General features: G+C 64.7%; 20 protein-coding genes. 9 read left to right on the top strand and 11 right to left on the bottom strand.

Translation table 11 applies throughout. The annotated features are described in order from the left end of the window. The first annotated feature begins 15 nt into the window (after positions 1-15). The 3 genes from mbfA (at position 16) to BJ6T_RS40980 (ending at position 3,268) form a co-directional block, all read left to right on the top strand. Positions 16-987 (top strand): iron exporter MbfA, encoded by a 972-nt coding sequence (gene mbfA / locus BJ6T_RS40970; protein WP_014498402.1) that lies wholly within the window; start codon positions 16-18, stop codon positions 985-987. A 260-nt stretch (positions 988-1,247) separates the two neighbouring features. Beyond that, entirely contained in the window at positions 1,248-2,720 is a 1,473-nt protein-coding gene (locus BJ6T_RS40975; protein WP_014498403.1) for an amidase, read from the top strand. A gap of 194 nt (positions 2,721-2,914) precedes the next feature. Further along, the gene (locus tag BJ6T_RS40980) at positions 2,915-3,268 is read left to right on the top strand and encodes a nuclear transport factor 2 family protein (protein ID WP_014498404.1); all 354 of its coding nucleotides are present in this window, start codon (positions 2,915-2,917) and stop codon (positions 3,266-3,268) included. Positions 3,269-3,492: 224 nt separating this feature from the next. Here the strand turns inward: BJ6T_RS40980 and BJ6T_RS40985 are convergent, their stop codons facing one another. Continuing rightward, positions 3,493-4,581 carry a Zn-dependent alcohol dehydrogenase gene (locus BJ6T_RS40985; RefSeq protein WP_014498405.1) on the bottom strand — a complete coding sequence of 363 codons (1,089 nt, stop codon included), beginning with the start codon at positions 4,579-4,581 and terminating at the stop codon, positions 3,493-3,495. Positions 4,582-4,626: 45 nt separating this feature from the next. Then, complete coding sequence (locus BJ6T_RS40990; protein WP_014498406.1) at positions 4,627-6,411, bottom strand: acyl-CoA dehydrogenase family protein; 1,785 nt, start codon at positions 6,409-6,411, stop codon at positions 4,627-4,629. A gap of 223 nt (positions 6,412-6,634) precedes the next feature. Between BJ6T_RS40990 and BJ6T_RS40995 the strand changes: the two genes are divergently transcribed. Further along, positions 6,635-7,336 (top strand): SDR family NAD(P)-dependent oxidoreductase, encoded by a 702-nt coding sequence (locus BJ6T_RS40995; RefSeq protein WP_014498407.1) that lies wholly within the window; start codon positions 6,635-6,637, stop codon positions 7,334-7,336. A 123-nt stretch (positions 7,337-7,459) separates the two neighbouring features. Then, positions 7,460-8,290, top strand: a complete 831-nt coding sequence (locus BJ6T_RS41000) for an enoyl-CoA hydratase (RefSeq protein ID WP_014498408.1) — start codon at positions 7,460-7,462, stop codon at positions 8,288-8,290. 196 nt (positions 8,291-8,486) lie between these two features. Here BJ6T_RS41000 and BJ6T_RS41005 read toward each other — a convergent pair whose 3' ends face one another. After that, a complete protein-coding gene (locus BJ6T_RS41005; RefSeq protein WP_014498409.1) occupies positions 8,487-9,377 on the bottom strand; it encodes a LysR family transcriptional regulator in 891 nt (296 codons plus the stop codon). 119 nt (positions 9,378-9,496) lie between these two features. On the opposite strand from BJ6T_RS41005, the gene BJ6T_RS41010 reads away from it, so the two are divergent. Next, positions 9,497-10,336 carry an oxidoreductase gene (locus BJ6T_RS41010; protein WP_014498410.1) on the top strand — a complete coding sequence of 280 codons (840 nt, stop codon included), beginning with the start codon at positions 9,497-9,499 and terminating at the stop codon, positions 10,334-10,336. Positions 10,337-10,390: 54 nt separating this feature from the next. Here the strand turns inward: BJ6T_RS41010 and BJ6T_RS41015 are convergent, their stop codons facing one another. Continuing rightward, positions 10,391-11,014, bottom strand: a complete 624-nt coding sequence (locus tag BJ6T_RS41015) for a GNAT family N-acetyltransferase (protein WP_014498411.1) — start codon at positions 11,012-11,014, stop codon at positions 10,391-10,393. Between the two features lie 69 nt (positions 11,015-11,083). Continuing rightward, on the bottom strand, positions 11,084-11,287 hold the full coding sequence (locus BJ6T_RS41020) for a DUF1127 domain-containing protein (protein ID WP_014498412.1): 204 nt from the start codon (positions 11,285-11,287) through the stop codon (positions 11,084-11,086). Positions 11,288-11,397: 110 nt separating this feature from the next. Between BJ6T_RS41020 and BJ6T_RS41025 the strand changes: the two genes are divergently transcribed. Both BJ6T_RS41025 and BJ6T_RS41030 read left to right on the top strand, forming a co-directional pair. Continuing rightward, on the top strand, positions 11,398-12,297 hold the full coding sequence (locus BJ6T_RS41025) for a transcriptional regulator GcvA (RefSeq protein ID WP_028157247.1): 900 nt from the start codon (positions 11,398-11,400) through the stop codon (positions 12,295-12,297). A gap of 143 nt (positions 12,298-12,440) precedes the next feature. After that, on the top strand, positions 12,441-13,766 hold the full coding sequence (locus tag BJ6T_RS41030; RefSeq protein WP_014498414.1) for an MFS transporter: 1,326 nt from the start codon (positions 12,441-12,443) through the stop codon (positions 13,764-13,766). A 194-nt stretch (positions 13,767-13,960) separates the two neighbouring features. Here the strand turns inward: BJ6T_RS41030 and BJ6T_RS41035 are convergent, their stop codons facing one another. The 3 genes from BJ6T_RS41035 to BJ6T_RS41045 all read right to left on the bottom strand — a co-directional run bounded on the left by BJ6T_RS41035 (position 13,961) and on the right by BJ6T_RS41045 (position 16,649). Beyond that, entirely contained in the window at positions 13,961-14,374 is a 414-nt protein-coding gene (locus BJ6T_RS41035; RefSeq protein ID WP_014498415.1) for a Rieske (2Fe-2S) protein, read from the bottom strand. Positions 14,375-14,453: 79 nt separating this feature from the next. Next, complete coding sequence (locus BJ6T_RS41040; RefSeq protein ID WP_014498416.1) at positions 14,454-15,566, bottom strand: amidohydrolase family protein; 1,113 nt, start codon at positions 15,564-15,566, stop codon at positions 14,454-14,456. Between the two features lie 24 nt (positions 15,567-15,590). Continuing rightward, positions 15,591-16,649, bottom strand: a complete 1,059-nt coding sequence (locus BJ6T_RS41045) for an amidohydrolase family protein (RefSeq protein WP_014498417.1) — start codon at positions 16,647-16,649, stop codon at positions 15,591-15,593. 141 nt (positions 16,650-16,790) lie between these two features. Between BJ6T_RS41045 and BJ6T_RS41050 the strand changes: the two genes are divergently transcribed. Continuing rightward, positions 16,791-17,273: a CinA family protein gene (locus BJ6T_RS41050; protein WP_014498418.1), complete on the top strand. Its 483-nt coding sequence runs from the start codon at positions 16,791-16,793 to the stop codon at positions 17,271-17,273. 95 nt (positions 17,274-17,368) lie between these two features. On the opposite strand, the gene BJ6T_RS41055 is transcribed toward BJ6T_RS41050, so the two are convergent. The 3 genes from BJ6T_RS41055 to BJ6T_RS41065 form a co-directional block, all read right to left on the bottom strand. Next, positions 17,369-17,644, bottom strand: coding sequence for a DUF1488 family protein (locus BJ6T_RS41055; protein WP_014498419.1), 276 nt, complete (start codon positions 17,642-17,644; stop codon positions 17,369-17,371). A 117-nt stretch (positions 17,645-17,761) separates the two neighbouring features. Next, positions 17,762-18,373 carry a tetratricopeptide repeat protein gene (locus BJ6T_RS41060; protein ID WP_014498420.1) on the bottom strand — a complete coding sequence of 204 codons (612 nt, stop codon included), beginning with the start codon at positions 18,371-18,373 and terminating at the stop codon, positions 17,762-17,764. Between the two features lie 116 nt (positions 18,374-18,489). Continuing rightward, positions 18,490-19,959: an AMP nucleosidase gene (locus BJ6T_RS41065; protein WP_014498421.1), complete on the bottom strand. Its 1,470-nt coding sequence runs from the start codon at positions 19,957-19,959 to the stop codon at positions 18,490-18,492. Between the last annotated feature and the right edge of the window lie 230 nt (positions 19,960-20,189).

Consider the following 20,189-nt stretch of genomic DNA (forward strand, 5'->3'; position numbering starts at 1 on the left):
TCGAACAGGGTCGCCGTGAAGAGTTTTGCCGAACTGACCGAGCGCGAGGTGCTTGCGGTCGCGATTTCCTCCGAGGAGCAGGACAGTCGCATCTACATGACCTTCGCCGAGGATCTGAGGGAACGTTACCCGGACACGGCAAAAATCTTCGAGGAGATGGCCGAGGAGGAACGCGGCCACCGGCATCGCCTGCTAAAACTTTACGAGGAGCGTTTCGGGGCGCATCTGCCGCCGATCCGTCGCGAGGACGTCAAAGGCTTTTTGCGCCGCCGCCCGATCTGGCTGACCAAGAACCTACCGCTCGATACAATCCGCAAAGAGGTCGAGACCATGGAGCTTGAGGCCGAGCGCTTCTACGCGCGGGCCGCCGAGCAGGCCGAGGATGTCGGCGTGCGCCGCCTGCTCGGCGATCTCGCCGAGGAGGAAAAGCATCACGAGAACCGCGCCGTCGCGCTCACCGACGAAATCCTGAAGCCGGACGTGCGCGCCGAGGAAGACCGCACGCGACGGCGGATGTTCGTGCTGCAATATGTGCAGCCGGGCCTTGCCGGCCTGATGGACGGATCGGTCTCGACGCTGGCGCCGCTGTTCGCCGCAGCTTTCGCCACCCACCAGAACTGGCAGACGTTTCTGGTCGGCCTCGCCGCCTCGATCGGCGCCGGCATCAGCATGGGCTTTGCGGAGGCGCTGTCCGACGACGGCTCGCTCACCGGGCGCGGCTCGCCATGGCTGCGCGGCATCACCTGCGGCGCGATGACGACGCTCGGCGGGCTCGGCCACACCCTGCCCTATCTCGTCCCAGACAGCTGGCCGAACGCATTCTGGATCGCGACGGGAGTAGCCGGCGTCGTCGTCTTCTTCGAATTGTGGGCAATCGCCTTCATCCGCGCGCGCTACATGGACACCCCGTTCCTCCAGGCCGTGTTCCAGATCGTGCTCGGCGGCGCGATCGTGCTGGCGGTGGGGATATTGATCGGGGCGGCGTAGGCAGCCAGCCTCACACTCCGTGTCGTAGCCTCACCCTCGGTGTCATCGCCCGCGAAGGTGGGCGATCCAGTACATCGCGGCCCATCGCTTCAATCACAACCCTCTCGGAGTACTGGATCGCCCGGTCAAGCCGGGCGATGACACCGACTTTTTGGCGTCCGCCCGACGAGCCTCACCGGCATATCAATCGCGATCAAACGGCGGTTGCGGCTTTCGGCCAAACTGCGCATCATCCTTTCAGGGAAGCGCAGGAGCATGTCGTGGCGAAATCGGAATGGAGTTTCAAGAGCGCGGTCGAGCTGTCGGCCGCGTTGACGGCGAAGAAGGTCTCCGCGGTCGAGCTCACGCAGGATGCGATCGACCGCATCGAACGTCACGACGGCAAGGTCAACGCGATCTGCGTCCGGGATTTCGACCGCGCGCTGAGCGCTGCGCGTGACGCGGATGCAGCGTTGGCACGCGGCGAAAGAAAGCCGCTGCTCGGCCTGCCCATGACGGTGAAGGAATCCTACAACATTGCCGGCCTGCCGACGACCTGGGGGATTCCTGCGCAAAAAAACTTCATTGCCAAGGAAGATTCGCTGCCGGTCACGCGGGTGAAGGACGCCGGCACCGTCATCGTCGGCAAGACCAACGTGCCGCTCGGGCTCGGCGACTGGCAGAGCTATAACGACATCTACGGCACCACCAACAATCCCTACGATCTCGGCCGCACGCCGGGCGGCTCGTCCGGCGGCTCCTCGGCTGCGCTCGCCGCGGGCTATGGCCCGCTGTCGATCGGCTCCGACATCGGCGGCTCGCTGCGCGTGCCGGCGTTCCATTGCGGCATCTATGCGCACAAGCCGACCTTCAATCTCGTCGCGATGCGCGGCCATACGCCGCCGCCGTTGCCGCCTTTGCCGTTCGAGCGCGATCTCTCGGTGATCGGCCCGATGGCGCGCAGCGCCGCCGACCTTTCGCTGGTGCTCGACGTGATGGCCGGGCCCGATCCGATCGACGCCGGCCTCGCCTACCGGCTCGAGCTGCCGGCGGCGCGACACACGGCATTCGGGGATTTCCGCGTGCTGGTGATCGACACCGATCCGGTGATGCCGACCGACACGGCGGTACGCGGCACCATCAACCGGCTGGCCGACAATCTCGCCAAGGCCGGCGTCAAGATCGAGCGCAGCAGCCCGCTGCTGCCGGATTTCGCGGCCTCCTCGCGGCTTTATATGCGCATGCTGATGTCGTTCCTCGGCTCGACCTTCGCGCCGGACATCTATGCCGGCGCGAAAGCGGCCGCAGCGTCGTTGTCAGAGGGCGACAACAGTCTGGCCGCGGAACGGCTCCGCGGCATCGCGCTGAGCCACCGCGACTGGGTGGCGGCAAATGCCGGACGCACGCGGCTACGGGCGCAATGGCGGGAGCTGTTCAAAACGTACGACGCTGTGATCTGCCCCGTCATGCCCACAGCAGCCTATCCGCACGACCATTCGCCGGACCAGGAAACCCGCCGCATCAAGATCGACGGCAAGGAGCACGTCTATCCCGACCAACTCGCCTGGCCCGGCATCGCGACGCTCCCTGGTCTGCCCTCCACCGCGATCCCGACGGGCTTTGCGGCTGATGGACTGCCCATCGGCGTGCAGATCGTCGGCCCGTGGCTGGAGGACCGCACGCCGCTCAAGCTCGCCGAACTGATCGAGCGCGAGTTCGGCGGGTTCGTGCCACCGAAGATGTTTGATGATTAATGCCGCCGCGTCATTGCGAGCGACTTGTCCGCCATAGCTCGAAGAGCGACGGCGGAAGCGAAGCAATCCAGTCTGTCCCCGCGGGGAGATTCTGGATTGCTTCGTCGCTTCGCTCCTCGCAATGACGGAGTAAGAAAATATCGGGATTCCGGGGCCACGCTCGGCGCGCCCGAAATGACGGGGAGGGAAATGCCATGAGCCAGGACCTCGAGCAGCTCACCGCACTCAACCACGACTATGTCGCCTCCGTACAGAACTGCGACGTCAAACGCTTCGACGAAATCCTCGCGCCGGAGTTCTTCTGCTCCAATCCCGACAAGACATTGGTCGACCGCGCAGCCTTCCTGGAGCAGACGGCACGGCCGATCGCAATCCGCAATCTGCATGCGCATGATGTCATCATCCGCATCATGGACGATTTTGCCATCATCCACGCAGCCACCAGCTACACCACCGCCGACGGCCAGCAGGCGACGGGGCGGTACACCGATTGCTGGACGAAGAAGAACGGGACGTGGCTCGCAGTATCAGCGCACGTGTCGCGGTGAGGCTTTTGTTGTAGCCCGTTTTTGTTGTAGCCCGTTTTTGTTGTAGCCCGGATGGAGCGAAGCGAAATCCGGGCTACAAACTCCACTGTCATGCCCCGCCTAGTGCGCTATTGCGCACGGGGGCGGGGCATCCAGTACTCCGGGACGACAGTTGGCTCACGCAACTCCTGCTGCGGAGTACTGGATCGCCCGGTCAAGCCGGGCGATGACACCGTCATTGGCGTTCAACTGTCAAACACAATCACGCTGCGCAGCGTCTTGCCGGCCTTCATGTTGGCAAAACCCTCGTTGATCTCCGACAGTTTCAGCTTGGCCGAGATCCAGTCCTCGAGGTGCAGCCTGCCGCGCAGGTAGAAATCGACCAGCCTCGGCATGTCCACGCGAAAATGGTTGGAGCCCATCGATGACCCCTGGATCCTGCGCTCGCGCAGGAAGTCGAAGCCGTGCAGCTCGATCTTCTGGCCGAACGGGATCATGCCGACGATGGTGGCCGTGCCGCCGGACGCCAGCATGCCAAAAGCCTGCTCCGCGGTCTCCTTGCGGCCGAGCACCTCGAAAGAATGATGCACGCCGCCATTGGTGCGGTCGCGGACCTGCTTCACCACGTCGCCGTCGGCGGGATTGATGATGTCGGTCGCGCCCAGCTTGGTCGCGAGCTGGAGCTTTGCCGGATTGGTGTCGATGGCGATGATGCGTCCGGCGCCTGCGATCTGCGCGCCGTTGATCGCGGCCATGCCGACACCGCCACAGCCGATCACGGCCACGGTCTCGCCGGCCGTCACCTTCGCAGTGTTCACGACCGCGCCGTAGCCGGTGATGACGCCGCAGCCGATCAGCGCGGCGAGATCGAGCGGCATTTCTTTCCGGATTTTGACGATCGCATTCTCGTGCACCAGCATCTGCTCGGCGAAGGACGAGAGGTTGAGGAACTGATGCAGCTTCTCGGACTTCGACCATTGCATCCGGTTCGAGGCGCCCGGCAGCATCTTCACCGTGGTGTCGGTGCAGAGCACGGTGCGGCCCGTGGTACAGTTGTCGCAGGTGCCGCAAAAAACCGACAAGCACGTCACGACGTGATCGCCCGGCTTCACATAGGTGACATCGGAGCCGACCTGCTCGACGATGCCGGCGGACTCGTGCCCGAGCACCGCGGGCAGCGGATGCGGATACAGGCCCTCCATGAAGTGCAGGTCGGAGTGGCAGAGGCCCGCGACCGCCGTGCGGATCAAAACCTCGCGCGGGCCCGGCTTCGGCAGGCTGACATCCTCGATGACCAGCGGCTGATTGACTTCATAGAGGACGGCGGCCTTCATCGAGCACTCCCTATCGCTTCTTTTGGTTTGAGCGTGGCGTACAGCCTACGCTGCCAGAACCAGTTCGCCAACCTCGCTCATGCCGGCGTCGCGATCCCCGAGCAGCAGCGCTGCGATCTTCGCTTGCGCGGCATTTTCCGTCAGCCGGAACGGATCGCTCGGCGCCACGCGATGGTCGATCACCAGCCGCGACAGCAGCAGCCGGCGCGCATCGCCGCGCATCTCGTGGATGCGATGCGCTTCCCAGGCGAGCGCGACCGCGCTTGCCACGTGATAAAGCAGGCTGGTCGCACGCCGCGCATCGGCCTCATTCTCGGATTTCCCCGCGACCTCGCGCGCGAAGCCGACGGCGCGATCGACGAGACCGCGCAAATTGTCGCGCCAGGCTTGCGGGACCGACACGCTATCATCGAGCCGCGCGTGCAGATCGGCTGATAGCGCGGATTCGGCGCCATGGCGGCCGACCGCGCGACGGAGCGCATCGATCGCGACGATGTTGCCGGTGCCCTCCCAGACCGAGCCGAGATGCGCATCGCGCAGCAGGCGGGGCGTGGCGAATTCCTCGATATAGCCGATGCCGCCGCGCATCTCGAGCGCGTCGCCGCAAACCTTGCGCGCATCGCGCGTGGCACGGAATTTCAGCGTCGGCGTGAGGATGCGCAGCAGCGCCGCAGCATCCTGGCTGCCGGCCTCGGCGCGGTCGAGCGCGTCGGCGGTCAGAAAGCTCATCGACAGCGCCTGCTCGACCGGCAGCATGATCTTCAGCATCTGCCGGCGCCCGAGCGGCAGATCGATGATGCGCTTGCCGAACACCACGCGGTTCTTGGCCACCGTCATCGCATCATGATAGGCGCGGCGCATCAGCGCGGTGGATTTGACGCCGTTGGAGAGCCGCGACGAATTGACCATCTCGGCCATCTGCACGAAGCCGCGGTCGAGCTTGCCGACCGCATAGGCGATCGCGCCTTCGAGCTTGATCTCGCCCGAGGCCATCGAGCGGGTGCCGAGCTTGTCCTTCAGGCGCACGATCCGGTAATGGTTCTGCGAACCGTCGTCGAGGAAGCGCGGCATCAGGAACAGGCCGACGCCGCGCGTGCCGGGGCCAGCGCCTTCGGGGCGCGCCAGCAGCATCACGACCTTGGCATCCGCGTTCGAGCAGAACCATTTTTCGCCATGGAGGCGCCAATGGTCGCCCTCCTGCACCGCGCGCGTGGTCAGCGTACCGACATCGGAGCCGCCCTCCTTTTCGGTCATGAATTGGCCGCCCTGGGTCAGCTTGCTCATGTCGGTCTGGGTCAGGCCGTCGAGATATTGCGCCTTCAGCGCCTCGCTGCCGAAATTCGCCAAGAGCTTTGCGCAGCCGTCGGTGACGTTGATCGGGCAGCCCATGCCGAATTCGGTCTGGTTGAACAGGAACGTGAAGGCGTGCTTGGCCACGACGGGATATTTATCCGGCCAGCCCATGATGCCCTTGCGGATCGAAAGCGCGTGGATGCCGAACTCGCCGAACGCGGAGTTCTCCAATTCGCGATAGGCCGGGTGATATTCGATCCACTGCACGTCGCGGCCGAACTTGTCGCGCTGGTGCAGCACCGGCGTGTGCCGGTCGGCGAGCCGCGCGCAATCGTCGAGCCGGCCACCTGCCAATTCGCCGAGGCGATCGAGATGCGGCTCGATGTGACGGAACAGAGTCTCTGGCAGATGAATGCGCAGGAGATCCGTCAGCGCCTGATCGGCGCGATAAAAGTTCATGCCAGACGTATCGGGCGCCAGCAGGCCCGGCTGCTCGGCCGCGACATGTTTCGGCTGCGCTGTGACCGGCTTGTACATGATCGTCCTCTTCGTTTCCGCCCGACGGCAATTCTTATCGCTTGCCGCTTGAGATGATGTCGATCATGCTCCAGTCGCAAAGGCGGATAAAGCCGCAAATTGTCAGGGAGGCATGATCGCCGTGAAGGAGCAATTCGCTCTGCGGAATTGTGACCGCCCCCGGCTGGTTGTCCGCACGGCGGATGCATAGATCAGCGACTTCCCGTCCCCGAGAGATCACACCATGGAACATCCGAAATACAAGATCGCCCTCATCGTCGGCGCCGGCGAAGGCCTGAGCGCTTCGCTGGCGCGGCTGCTGTCAGCGCAAGGCATCCGCGTCGCGCTGGCCGCGCGCAAGATCGAGAAATTAGGCGCGCTCTGTCGCGAGACCGGCGCCAAGGCCTATGCCTGCAACGCCACCGAGCCTGAGGAGGTCGAGCGGCTGTTCGGCCTGGTCGAACGCGAGATCGGCACGCCCGATCTCGTCGTCTACAACGCCAGCGGCCGCACGCGCGGGCCGTTCGTCGATCTCGTTCCGGCCGATGTCGCGCAGGCGATCGCGATCAGCGCCTATGGCGGCTTCCTGGTGGCGCAGCAGGCGGCCAAGCGCATGCTGCCGAACAAGCACGGCGCGATCCTGTTCACCGGCGCCTCGGCGAGCGTCAAGGGCTATGCGCAATCGGCCTCGTTCGCGATGGGCAAGTTCGCGCTGCGAGGGTTGGCGCAGAGCCTGGCGCGCGAACTCTCGCCGCAGGGCATCCACATCGCGCATTTCGTGATCGACGGCGGCATCCGCAGCGCGGCGCATGCGGAGCCGGCCGACAAGCCGGATTCGATGCTCGATCCCGATGCGATCGCGCTGAGCTATTGGAACGTGCTGCAGCAGCCGCGCAGCGCCTGGACCTGGGAGCTCGAGCTGCGGCCCTGGGTGGAGAAGTTTTGAGGCAAGCCAATAACCACACCCGTCATTGCGAGGAGCGAAGCGACGAAGCAATCCAGACTGTCCCGCGGAAAGTATCTGGATTGCTTCGCTTCGCTCGCAATGACGAAAGAAAAAGGGAGCGACATGACCACGGAAACCACCGTCGATACCGGCACCAATGAACTCCTTTGCGTCATCCGCGACCGCGTCGCAGTGATCACGCTGAACCGGCCGGAGGCGCGCAACGCGCTGTCGGATACCTTGACGCCGGCACTGCGGACGATGATCCGCACCTGCGGCGAGAGCCCCGATGTCGGCGCGCTTCTGATCACCGGCGCGGGCGCGGCCTTCTGTGCCGGCGGCAACGTCAAGGGCATGGGCGCGCATCGCGACCCGAAGAAGCTTGAAATGTCCTTCGACGACAAGGTCGCCGACCTCCAGGAACGGCAGCGGCTGCTCACCGGCGCGCTGGCGTCGGTACGCAAGCCGACCATCGCGGCGCTACCGGGGCCTGCGGTCGGCGCCGGGCTCGCCATTGCCATGGCCTGCGACATCCGCATCGCCGCGCAATCGGCCTTCGTCGCCACCGGCTACGCCCGCATCGCGCTGAGCGGCGACTACGGCATCGCCTGGCTGCTCACCCGGCTGGTCGGCACGGCGCGGGCCCGCGAGTTGCTGTTCACCGGTGATCGCGTCGACGCCGCGCGCGCCGAGACAATCGGCCTCGTCAACCGCGTCGTTCCCGACGACAAATTGCAGGCTGAAGCCTTTGCGCTGGCCAAGTCGCTCGCCGAGGGCCCGCGTCTGGCTCTGCGCTACATGAAGGACAATCTCGACGAGGCCGTGCTGTTCGATTTCGAGACCGCCCGTGACCACGAAGCCGGACGGCTGATCCGCCTGACCACGACCGCCGATCACAAGGAAGCCGTGCAGGCCTTCATCGAGAAGCGAAAAGCCGTGTTTACGGGGAAGTAACAGGATTCGACAATCTCTGACCATCACCCTGAGGTGGCCGCGCCTTCGCGGCCCTCGAAGGGCGACGGCCCGGCTGTGGTTGCGAGTCGCGTTTCATGAGTATCGGGGCCGTTCATCCTTCGAGGCTCCCCATGAGACGCCTTGCGTCCCATGCATCGCACCTCAGGATGACGGGATACACGTCGCTCGATCCGGGTCACTTGGCGGGCGCCCGCGCGAAATCCACGAACGCGCGCAGCGCTGCCGGCAATTGACGGCGGCTTGGATAGTACAGGAAGAAGCCGGGATAGGCCGGGCACCAGTCGGCGAGCACGCGAACCAGCTTGCGCTTGACGAGCAGCGCTTCGACCTGCGCTTCGAACACATAGGCAAGCCCAGCGCCGTCGAGCGCCGCATCGACCATCAGATCCTGGTCGTTCATCGTCAGCGGTCCAGCGACGTCGATCGCGAGCTCGATGCCGCCGCGCTCGAACTCCAAATGATAGAGCGCGCCGGAGGTGAAGCGGTAGCGGATGCAGGGCAGGCCTTTCAGGTCGCGCGGCGTGGTTGGCGGCTTGTGCGATTTGAAGAACGCGGGCGTGCCGACCACGGCAAATCGGTGCCGCGGGCCGATCGGCACCGCGATCATGTCGGCGGCGATGGTCTCGCCGAAGCGCACGCCGGCATCGAAGCCGGCCGCGACCATGTCGATCAGGGCGTCATTGATGACGATCTCGACGCTGACATCGGGGAATGATTTCAGGAAGCGCGTCACGATCGGCAGCAGCACCAGCTGCGCGGACTGGCGCGCGGCGGTGAAGCGCAGCGTCCCGGCGGGCTTGCCGCGGAAATTGTTGAGGTCCTCGAGCGCGTCGTCGATGTCGCGAAAGGCCGGCGTGATGCGGGCAAACAGCCGCTCGCCGGCCTCGGTGAGCGCGACGCTGCGGGTGGTGCGGTTGACGAGGCGCAGGCCGAGCCGCTCTTCGACATTGCGCAAAGCGTGGGACAGCGCCGATGGCGTGACGCCGAGTTCGGTCGCCGCCGCGCGAAAACTGCGGTGGCGGGCGATGGCGAGGAAGGTCGCGAGGTCGGACGGGTCGATCCGCATTGATGAATTTTTCTCAGTAGCTTGCAAAGTATATAGCGGATTATCTCAGCTATGGCGAGCCGCTACACCTTGCCCATCGGCTCGGCACATCGTCGGACCAAAATGGAAAGGGCAACATCATGCGTGTCTGGTTCATCACAGGAGCATCCCGCGGATTTGGCGCCTTGATCGCCGAAGCCGCCTTGAAGGCCGGGGATGCGGTGGTCGCGACGGCGCGCGATCCGTCCACTGTCACCGCGCGCCTCGGCAGCCACGAGCGCCTGCTCGCGACCCGGCTCGACGTCACCAGCGAGGCCGAGGCGCATGAGGCGGCGGGCCAGGCCGCGAAGCGCTTCGGGCGCATCGATATCCTGGTCAACAATGCCGGCTACGGCCTGCTCGGCGCGATCGAGGAGGCCAGCGGCGCGGAGACGCAAAAGCTGTTCGGCACGAATGTGTTCGGCCTGCTCGGTGTCACCCGCGCGGTGTTGCCGCATATGCGCCGCCAGCGCTCGGGCCACGTCATCAACATCTCGTCGGTCGGTGGCTACACCGGCTATCCCGGCTGGGGCGTCTATGGCGCGACCAAATTCGCGGTCGAAGGGATCAGCGAAGCGCTGGCCGGCGAAGTCGCGCCGCTCGGCATCAAGGTCACCGTGGTCGAGCCGGGCTTCTTCCGCACCGACTTCCTCGACGACACCTCGCTGTCGCGCACCGCGCAGGTGATCGACGATTATCACGAGAGTGTCGGCAAGACCCGCGCTCACGCCGCCGAATTCAACCACGGCCAGCGCGGCGATCCGCGCAAGCTGGCGCAGGCCTTCCTGACGCTGGTCGATGCCAAGACCCCGCCGCTGCGGTTGCCGCTCGGCAGCGACACGGTGGAGCGGATCGAGGCGAAGAACGCATTCGTTGCGCGGGAGCTGGCGGGATGGCGATCCGTCGCAACCTCGACCGACTTCACCAATGACGGCGCTTGAGCGAGGGCAAAAAAAGGCCCGGCTCTGGATGACCAGGCCGGGCTCGGAGTGGTGTCAGGCCGAGGCTGAGGGGCTGTCGGCCTGACGGGAAAGGGCGGCGAGGCGCCAGCTCGCGCAGGGAATGTCTTTCGGCGCGACGGCGATCTCCTTGTCGAAGCGCACCAGCCTCCAGTCGTCGGGATGATTGACGAAAGCGAAACCGGATTTGCGGGCGAGCGAAATCATGGTCTCGTTGGAGCGCAGCGTGTCGCCGAACATGTGCTCGGCACCGAGAGCTGCCGCGCGGCATTCGAGATTCTTCATCAGCGCGGTGGCGATGCCGTGGCCCTGCCAGCGGTCGTCGACCGACAGGCCGAACTCGAGTGTCGAGGTCTCGGCATGGAAGGCGTAGCGCGCTTCGGCGACGATGGTCTCGAAGCCGTCGACCATCTTGGTCGCGACGACAGTGAACCGCTCGCGCGCTCCAACGTCGAGGAATTCGCTCAGCAGGCCCTTCGGCAATTCGCTGATCGCACCGAAGAAGCGGTTGTAGCGGGAGCGGGTCGAGAGCGAGCGGAAATAGTGCTGAAGCTCCTCGGTGTCGCGCGGCTCGACGAAGCGAACGTTGATCGCCTCACCCTGCCGGGTACGCAGCGTGTCCGAATATTGCTTCAGATCTTCCAGGCGAAGAGTGCTCATGACACGAGCCCTGCGGAAAGAGGGACCGCCGGCGCCCCTGTGATCAGGCGGCGCCGGCCTGGCGGCCAATCAGGCCCGCCAGAAGGGTTTGTCAGCCTCGTAGGCGATATCGGTCCAGGACAGGCCGACGTCGTGGAGATCGCGGGCCGTCCAGTTGGTCAGTTCGCGGCGGGTCCGGTAGCGCTCGTGCCAGACGTGAAGCGTCTCGCCGATCTGCTGGATGAGGCCGGGCGCATGATGATTTGTCATCGAATTGTGGGTCAAAGTAGACATTTTCAGCTCCTTGAGCTAACTTGACCGCTAATATCTGCTTGCCACCGCGCTGCGACAAACGACAATTTGTACCCCTTCGCATGAAATAACGTCATGCATGCTGCTGCCAGATGACTGCCAGATTGCCCTCCCTGAACGGATTGCGGGCCTTTGAGGCTGCCGCGCGCCATCTCAGCTTCACGCTGGCCGCGTCCGAGCTGAACGTGACCCAGACCGCGATCAGCCATCAGATCCGGCGGCTCGAGGAGGAGCTCGGCATCCGCCTGTTCGTCCGGCAGAACCGCGCGCTGGCGCTGACGCCGGAGGCGCGCGACTATTTGCCGGGCGTCCGCGCCGCCTTCAACGACCTCCGCCTCGCCACCGACCGGCTGCTGCGCAAGGACGACGACAAGGTACTGACCGTCTCGACGTTGGCATCGCTCGCCGCGAAATGGCTGCTGCCGCGGCTGACCGATTTCCAGGAGCAGCATCCCGGCATCGACGTCCGCATTACCACCTCGACCAGCCTCGTCGATTTCCAGCGCGACAATGTCGATGCCGCGATTCGCTATGGCCGCGGTCAATGGCCGGGCCTGCGCGCCGACTGGCTGATGGCGGACGAGCTGTTTCCGGTGTGCAGTCCGTCGCTGCTGCGCGGCGACAAGCCGCTGCGCCAGCCTGAGGATCTCCGGGGCTATCCGCTGCTGCACACCTCCAATGCCAACAGCGATGACTGGCGGCTATGGCTGACGGCGGCCGGCCTTCCCGGCGACATCGCCAGGCAGCCCGGCATCACCTTCGACATGATCTTCATGACCATCCAGGCCGCAATCGACGGCATCGGCGTGGCGATGGGCCGGACCTCCTACGTCCAGGACGACATCGCCAAGGGCCGGCTCGTGGTGCCCTTCAAGATCGCGCTGCCGGCCGATGCCGGCTTCTACCTGGTCGCGCCGGAGGGCCGGCGCGAGCCGCCGAAGCTGGCCGCGTTCCGCGAGTGGATGATCGCTGCAACGCAGAATAAAGCGTGAAAAATCATCAGCTTCCCCGGTGAAATCGATTGACTCGCCGCGCGCCGCGCGAGAGGGGTAGGACAGATTGTCGCAGCCGACAATCGGCTGCGTTGCCGTGAAATGAGTTCCGGTCCGGCCGCGCCTTCCAGGGGAGTAACGACATGGCTGGACCAGCAACCAATCCGCCCGAGATCAAGTCGCGCATCGGCGCGATCCTGCGCGCCACCTCCGGCAATTTTCTCGAGCAGTTCGATTTCTTCCTGTTCGGCTTCTATGCCGCCGCGATCGGCAAGGCGTTCTTCCCCTCGACCAACGAGACGGCGTCGCTGCTCAATACTTTCGGCGTGTTCTGGCTCGGCGCTTTGATGCGCCCCGTCGGCGCGATCGTGCTCGGCGCCTACATCGACCGCATCGGCCGCCGCCAGGGCCTGATCGTCACGCTCGGCATCATGGCCATCGGCACCGTCGTGATCGCGTTCTGCCCGAGCTATGCGACCATCGGCATCGCGGCGCCCGTCATCGTGCTGATCGGCCGCCTGCTGCAGGGCTTCTCCGCCGGCGTCGAACTCGGCGGCGTCTCGGTTTATCTCGCGGAAATCTCCACGCCCGGCAATCGCGGCTTCTACACCTCGTTCCAGTCGTCGAGCCAGCAGGTCGCGATCTTCGTCGCCTCGATCCTCGGCTTCATCCTGTCCGAGGTGATGCCGGCCGACACCGTGGCCGCCTGGGGCTGGCGAATTCCCTTCTTCGTCGGCTGCCTGATCATTCCGTTGATCTTCTTCCTGCGGCGGACGCTCGAGGAGACACCGGCCTTCCTCGCCATGAAGAAGCATCCGACCGCAAGCGAAGTGTTCGCCTCCGCGTTCGCCAATTGGCGCATCGTCATCCTCGGCATGATGATCGCGGTCCTGACCACGACGACGTTCTACTTCGTCACCGTGTACACCCCGACCTTCGGCAAGACGGTGCTGAAGCTCTCGACGCAGGACGCACTGCTCGTGACGCTGCTCGTCGCCGTGACCAACTTCTTCTGGAATCCGGTCGGCGGCGCGCTGTCCGACCGCATCGGCCGCAAGCCGGTGCTGATCGGCATCGCCTGCCTCGCGCTCGTCACCGCCTACCCGGCGCTGTCCTGGCTGGTGGCCGCGCCGACGTTTGGCAAGTTGCTCGCCGTCGAGATGATGTTCTCGTTCTATTTCGGCATGTACAGCGGCACCATGCTCGGCGCGCTGGTCGAGATCGTGCCCGCGCATGTGCGGACCACCTGCTTCTCGCTCGCCTTCGCGCTCGCCGCCGCGCTGTTCGGCACGTTCACGCCGTTCGCCTCGACCTTGCTGATCGACTACACCGGCAACAAGGCCGCCCCCGGTCTCTGGCTGATGTTCGCGGCGGCGCTCGGCATCATCGCCGCGCTGGTCGTGTATCGCGGCGGCGGCAAGGTTGTGCCGACGTACGATACGGCGGCGGAGCCGGTTGCGGGGCATTGATAGTCACTTCGATCATCATCGCCTCTTACCCTCCCTAGAGGGGGAGGGTCGGCTCACATTGAGCGGAGCGAAAATGTGAGACGGGGTGGGGTGAAGGTCCCTTCGCGTCGAACGCTGCCCGTGGGGAGAGATCACCCCACCCCGCTCGCGCTGCGCGCGATCGACCCTGCCCCTCCAGGGGAGGGTAAGCGGAGCTAGAGCTCCACCACCACGTAGTCGCTCTCGATCTTCACCGTGACAGTCTCGGCGACATACGGCCCCTTCACCACGCTCGCGCCCGGCTCGACATGGGCCTGATAGGCCTTCACGCGGAAGCGGCGGGGGTCGCAATAGGACTGTCCGGTGCGGATGTCGAACTCCCAACCGTGCCAGGGGCAGCGGATGATCTCGCCGAGCTTGGTGTACTCGATCTCGCCGGGATCCTTTGACTGCGCGAGCCCGATCAGCGGGCCCTCGCACAGCGCCGCGCCCTGATGCGGGCAGCGGTTCATCAGGCCGAAATACTCGCCCTTGATGTTGAAGACCGCGATCGGCCGTCCGTCGATCTCCAGAAATTTTCGCGTGCCCGGCGGAAGCTCGTCCACCGCCGCAATCACGTGCCGCGCCATGCTTATGTCTTCCGCATAATCTCCGCGCAAACGCGTTCCGCGCTTGTCGCGAGGGAAAACCGCTTCACACTTTTCCGGATCATGCGGCAATCCCATAGAGCTTGCGCGCATTGCCGAGATAGAACGCTTCGCGGTTGGTGTCGCTGACGCCCGCCGGCAGCACGCGCGACGGATCGTCGTAGTCCCAATGCGGATAGTCGGTTGCGAACAGCAGACGGTCCCAGCCGATCCATTTGATGACGTCGAACAGGTCCTCGCGCCGCTCCGGGTCCTCCATCGGCTGCGTGGTCCACCACACCTGCTCGCGGATATATTCCGAGGGCGGCCGCTTCACATGCGGCACTTCGCTGCGCAGCCGGTGCCAGACCTTGTCGAGCCGCCAGGCGAGCGACGGGGCCCATCCGAAGCCGGCCTCGATCATCACCATCTTCAGCTTCGGAAAGCGCTCGAACACGCCTTCCAAGACAAGGCTCGCCAGCGCCGATTGCTGACACTGCGAGTGGCCCACCATCTCCTCGATGTAATAGGAAGGCCAGCCGGACGGCGTGATCGGATTGCCGCCGAAGCCGAAAGCGTGCACGCCGACGGGAAGGCCAGCCTCTTCCGCGGCCTGATAGATCGGCCAGTAACGGCGCTGGCCGAGCGGCTCGACGTTGCGGCTGAGCAGCAGCACCTGCACGAAATTCTTGTCGCCGGCGCGCTCGCGGATTTCGGCGGCGGCCGACAGGCCGTCCTCATTGCCGACGACAATGGACGCCTTCAGACGCCTGTCCTTGCTGGTCCATTTGTCGATCTGCCAGTCGTTGATCGCCGAGCACAGCGCCGCCGAGAGCTCGTGATTGCGGATGCCCTGCCCGGTGTTGAGCGGATTGAGCACGCCGAGTTCCACGTTGTTGGGATCGAGCAGCTGCTTCTGCATGAAGGACAACGAAGAGCCCTGCGGTCCGCCTTCCGGCGGATAGGCGTCGCGGCGCGATGCGTTGGGCTGGGCCTTCGGATAGGGCGGGCCTTCCATCATGCCCTGATAGGCATGGACGCCGTAGACTTCGAGATGATGCTGCCAGCGTTTGGCCAGATAAGGATAAAGCTCAGTCCGGGTTGCGCGTGCCGGATGGATGTCGCAGTCCGCGATTGCGGTTTTGACGGTCAGTGGGGAAGCGGCTTCGGTGCTCTCGCGGAATTGGACATTCATCGCCTTGCCTCCTTTGGCAGCGGGCTAAGTCAGGCGGGGATAGGTCGCATGCGGATTTTCGATCATGATCTTGCGCACGAGATCGGGGGTGAGGCCCTCGGGCAGCGCGTCCTGGCCGTTGAATTGCCAGTGCGGATAGTCCGTGGAGAATAGAACCAATTCGTCGGACTGCATATGATCAAACAGGCGAATTAATGTCTCAGGTTCCGGCGGCGCATCAAATGGCTGTAGAGAGAACCGGATGTTGCTGCGCACAATGTCGAGCGGCGCGCGATCGACCCATGGCGTCTCCATTCGCACTCCGCGCCAGAACTTGTGCAGGCGCCAGAGAAAGGGGGAGATCCAGGAGACGCCGGATTCGAGCATCACCATTTTCAGCCGCGGATATTTGGCGAACACGCCCTCGACGATCAGGCTGGTGAGTTGGGTCTGGAACGCCTGGGCCTGACCGACATAATCCTCGATGTGATAGGAACCCCAGCCCACGGCAGTCGGTGGATTGTGATAGGCGGAACCGGCGTGAATCCCGACGGGCAGTTGGAGCCGTTCCGCCGCCTCGTAGATCGGCCACAGCGCGCGCTTGCCGAGCGGCGTGTCGCCCATGACCAGCATCAGCACCTGCACGAAGCGGCGATCCTGCGCGCAACGCTCGATCTCGGCGACGGCTTTCTCGACACTTTGCGTGGGGATCACGATCGAGCCACGCAGCCGTGAATCGCGATCGAGCCATTCCTTCACCAGCCACTCGTTCAACGCGCGGCAGAAGGCGGCCTGCAAATCTTCCGAAAACACCATCTGCACGCCGTAGAGAGGATTGCAGATGGCGTATGTGAGCTGGAACGGATCGAGCAGATGGCGCTGCATGTCATCCAGGCTTGCGCCGGGCTTGCCCGTTTCCGGCCGCCAATCAGGACGCGCCACGATCGGCGAATTCTGCGGATAGGATTGCGAGACAAGATCGACCATGCCGCGCGTCGTCACCTGATCGCGCCAATAGTCATTCAGGTACGGCAGCAGGCTGGTCAGATGCGGCACGGCCGGATGCACGTCGCAATCCACCCCGCCGGCGATCAGGGACGCCATCACGTCTCCTTCACGTTTCCTCGTCACGTTTTGTCTTGTCCACCATTCAAGCAGGCCTGCCCGTCGCCCGCAACTCGGCCAAGGCCGCTGTCATATGCTAGGAAGGCACAGCTCCGTTGCGAGGACTGAGAGGTTAAAGGGATGAAAGAGCTCGTCGGCATTGCGGAACAGGTCGCGGCCCGACTAATCGCGCGCAAACAGACCATTGCGGTGGCTGAATCCTCGACCGGCGGCCTGATCTCGGCCAGCCTGCTCGCGGTGCCCGGCGCCTCCGCCTATTTCCTCGGCGGCACCGTGGTCTACACCCGCGATGCCAGGCGCGTGCTGATGGATATTTCGGACGAAGGAATGAAGGGCTTTCGCTCCTCGTCGGAGCCTTATGCGAGCCTCCTCGCCGAACGGATGCGCAGCCGCTTCGGCTGCGACTGGGGCCTGTCCGAAACCGGCGCCGCGGGCCCCACCGGCAACCGCTACGGCGACGCCGCCGGGCACAGTTGCATGGCCGTCGCCGGCCCCGCGGCGGAAGTGATCACGCTGGAGACGGGCAGCAACGACCGGCTTGCGAACATGCAGGTGTTTGCTGCCACAGCGCTGAAGCTGTTGTTGCGGAAACTGGAGGGGTGAACGCTGCCGCCGGTTAAGTGAATCGGACGGTCTTGCCACATCGTTGCTGTCATGCCCCGCGAAGGCGGGGCATGACAGCGGAATATGGGGCGACACTACCTCCCCAAATTCCGCATGAAAATCCGCACGACATATCCCTGCACCCGCGGCGCCTCATCATAGAGGTCCGATGCGATCCGCTCGATGGTTTCGCGTAGGGACAGAAACTGCGCCTGGCGCGCGCTGCTTTCGGTGCCTTGCATCCCCGCGAGCTCGTCCATCGCGGCGTCGCTGATCTGGCACTGCACGGCGCCGCCTTCACCGGTCATGGTGAAGCGAAAGGCCAGCCGTTCAAGGTCATGGCCGATTATCTTGTCGCGCGTCAGCGGCATCCAATTGTTCCGTTCGCGCCCCCGAACCGGACAATGCTGAAAATCTGACGCCTTGTCACCATCCGCGCTGAAGAACATGGCCGCCATACGGCGCCTGTCGACGGCTGCTCCCCAACGTCAGTAGGCGAGCGCCGTGCCGGTCGGCTTGTCGAGTGCCGCGGCCAGCGATCGATACTCCTCACAATCCGTCCCGCAGATGGCAGCAATCCGGCTGAGATGATAGAGCGCCTGCTCGCGGTTGCCCCGCTCGAGCTGCCACAATCCGTAATACTGCCACGTCAATACGTGGTTCGGATCTGCCTTCAATGCGCGCTCGTACCAGACCCGCGACTGCTCGTAGTCGCCAAGCTTGCGGTAGGAATAGCCGATGAGATTGGCGACGTTCGGATGGTCGTCATGGCCAAGCGACTTCAATTGCGCGATCGCAGCCGCATAGTCGTTGCGTTCGTAGATGGTGTCATAGGCGACGCGGTAGCCGGCCGCGAATGCGGGATCGCCGATGCTGGACTGGTTGTTCGGCTTCTTGCCTTTCTGGGTTGCCTTGGTGCCCGGGCGCTTCGGATAGGTTGGCTGCGGCCTCTGATCCGAATAGGCGCCGGCATAGGGATCGGTGGAGCCGTTACCGCCGCCTCCCCCGCCTCCGCCTCCGCCCGCGGCAAACGCCGGCGAGCCCAGCAGCGCTGCCGCAAATGTACCCAGCGTGACGAGTTTGATCATCTTCGCGAACATCTCCGTCTCCTGTGCTGTTCAAGCGGCCCCTGACAACGTAACCCTGCCTTGGCGGCGATATTCCGGGGCGCTGCGCTCACGGAGACGTCAGCGTTCGAACGGCAGTTCTGTTGTCCTTACTGGAACGCGACTTCGGCGAAGCTGCGGAGCTTTCGCGAATGCAGCCGTTCTGATTCCTGCTGCTTGAGCCGCTCCAGCGCCTTCAGGCCGATCTCGAGATGCTGGCCGACGCGGCGGCGGTAGAATTCGCTGGCCATGCCCGCGAGCTTGATCTCGCCATGCAGCGGCTTGTCGGAGACGCACAGCAGCGTGCCATAGGGAACGCGAAAGCGGTAGCCGTTGGCGGCGATCGCGGCCGATTCCATGTCGAGCGCGACCGCGCGCGACTGCGACATGCGGCGGATCACCTCGGGCCCCGAGATCTCCCAGTTGCGGTTGTCGACGCTCGCAACGGTGCCCGTGCGCATCAGGCGCTTCAGCTCGAAACCTTCGAGGCCGGTGACGTCCTCGACCGCCTGTTCGAGCGCGACCTGCATCTCGGCCAGTGCCGGGATCGGCACCCAGAGCGGCAGCTCGCGGTCGAGCACGTGGTCCTCGCGCACATAGCCGTGGGCGAGCACGTAGTCGCCGAGCCGCTGCGTGTTGCGCAGGCCTGCGCAATGGCCGAGCATCAGCCAGGCATGCGGGCGCAGCACTGCGACATGGTCGGTGACGTTGCGCGCGTTCGACGGGCCGGTGCCGATGTTGATCAGGGTGATGCCGCGATAGCCAGGCGCGACCAGATGGAACGCCGGCATCTGCGGCGCGCGGGCAGGCGCCACCCCACTCGTTGCGCCGCCGCTGCCGGTGATCACGTTACCGGGCGCGACGAAGGCTTCGAGGCCGGCTTCGCCGGACTGCAGCCGCTGCTGGCAGAGCTGCGCGAAGGCATCGACATAGAACTGGTAGTTGGTGAAGATCACGAAATTCTGGAAATGCTCGGGATCGGTGCCGGTGTAGTGATAGAGCCGCCGCAGCGAATAATCGACGCGGGCAGCCCGGAACAGGGACAGCGGCTCGGGCGCGCCCGGCTGAAGCTCGAAAGTGCCGTCGGCGATCGAATCGTCCATGGTGGCGAGGTCGGGCACGTCGAACGCATCGCGCAGCGATCGCGTCACAAGGGAATTCTCGCTGGTGGTGATTGCGGCTTCGATGTTGATGTCGCGGCGGTAGGCGAAGTGGATCGGGATCGGCTCGGCGGATTCGCCGATCTCGACGGGAACGCCGTGGTTCTGGATCAACAATCCGATCTGCTCGGTGAGATAGGCGCGGAACAGATCCGGCCGCGTGACGCTGGTCTCGTGCACGCCGGGGCCGGCGACGAAGCCGTAGGCGAGACGCGAGTCCAGCCGCGCATGCGTCGCGGTGGTGAGGCGGACGAAGGGATAATAGGCCCGCACCCGCGTCGTGATCGCCTCGCCGTTGACATAGGCCTCGAACCGGTCGCGCAGGAATTTCGTGTTGCGCTCGTAGATTTCCTCGAGGCGGGCGACGGCGAGGACGACATCGGTGAAGGATTTGGTGGCGATGGAGGGTGGGGATTGCATTGTTCGACCGCCGGGTTGCTGGGCCTGAGTCGAACTATAGCAAAGAACGATGGCAATCGTCAGCGAAGGGCGGTTTGCGAACCACACGCTCCACTGTCACGCCCCGGCTTGACCGGGGCATCCAGTACGCCGCGGCGTCCCGGTTCAATCACAGCCGCCTCTGGAATACTGGATCGCCCGGTCAAGCCGGGCGATGACAGCAAGTGTGCGGCGCGCTCCGGGATGACGCG

The sequence above is a fragment of the Bradyrhizobium japonicum USDA 6 genome (assembly GCF_000284375.1).
Taxonomy (GTDB): domain Bacteria; phylum Pseudomonadota; class Alphaproteobacteria; order Rhizobiales; family Xanthobacteraceae; genus Bradyrhizobium; species Bradyrhizobium japonicum.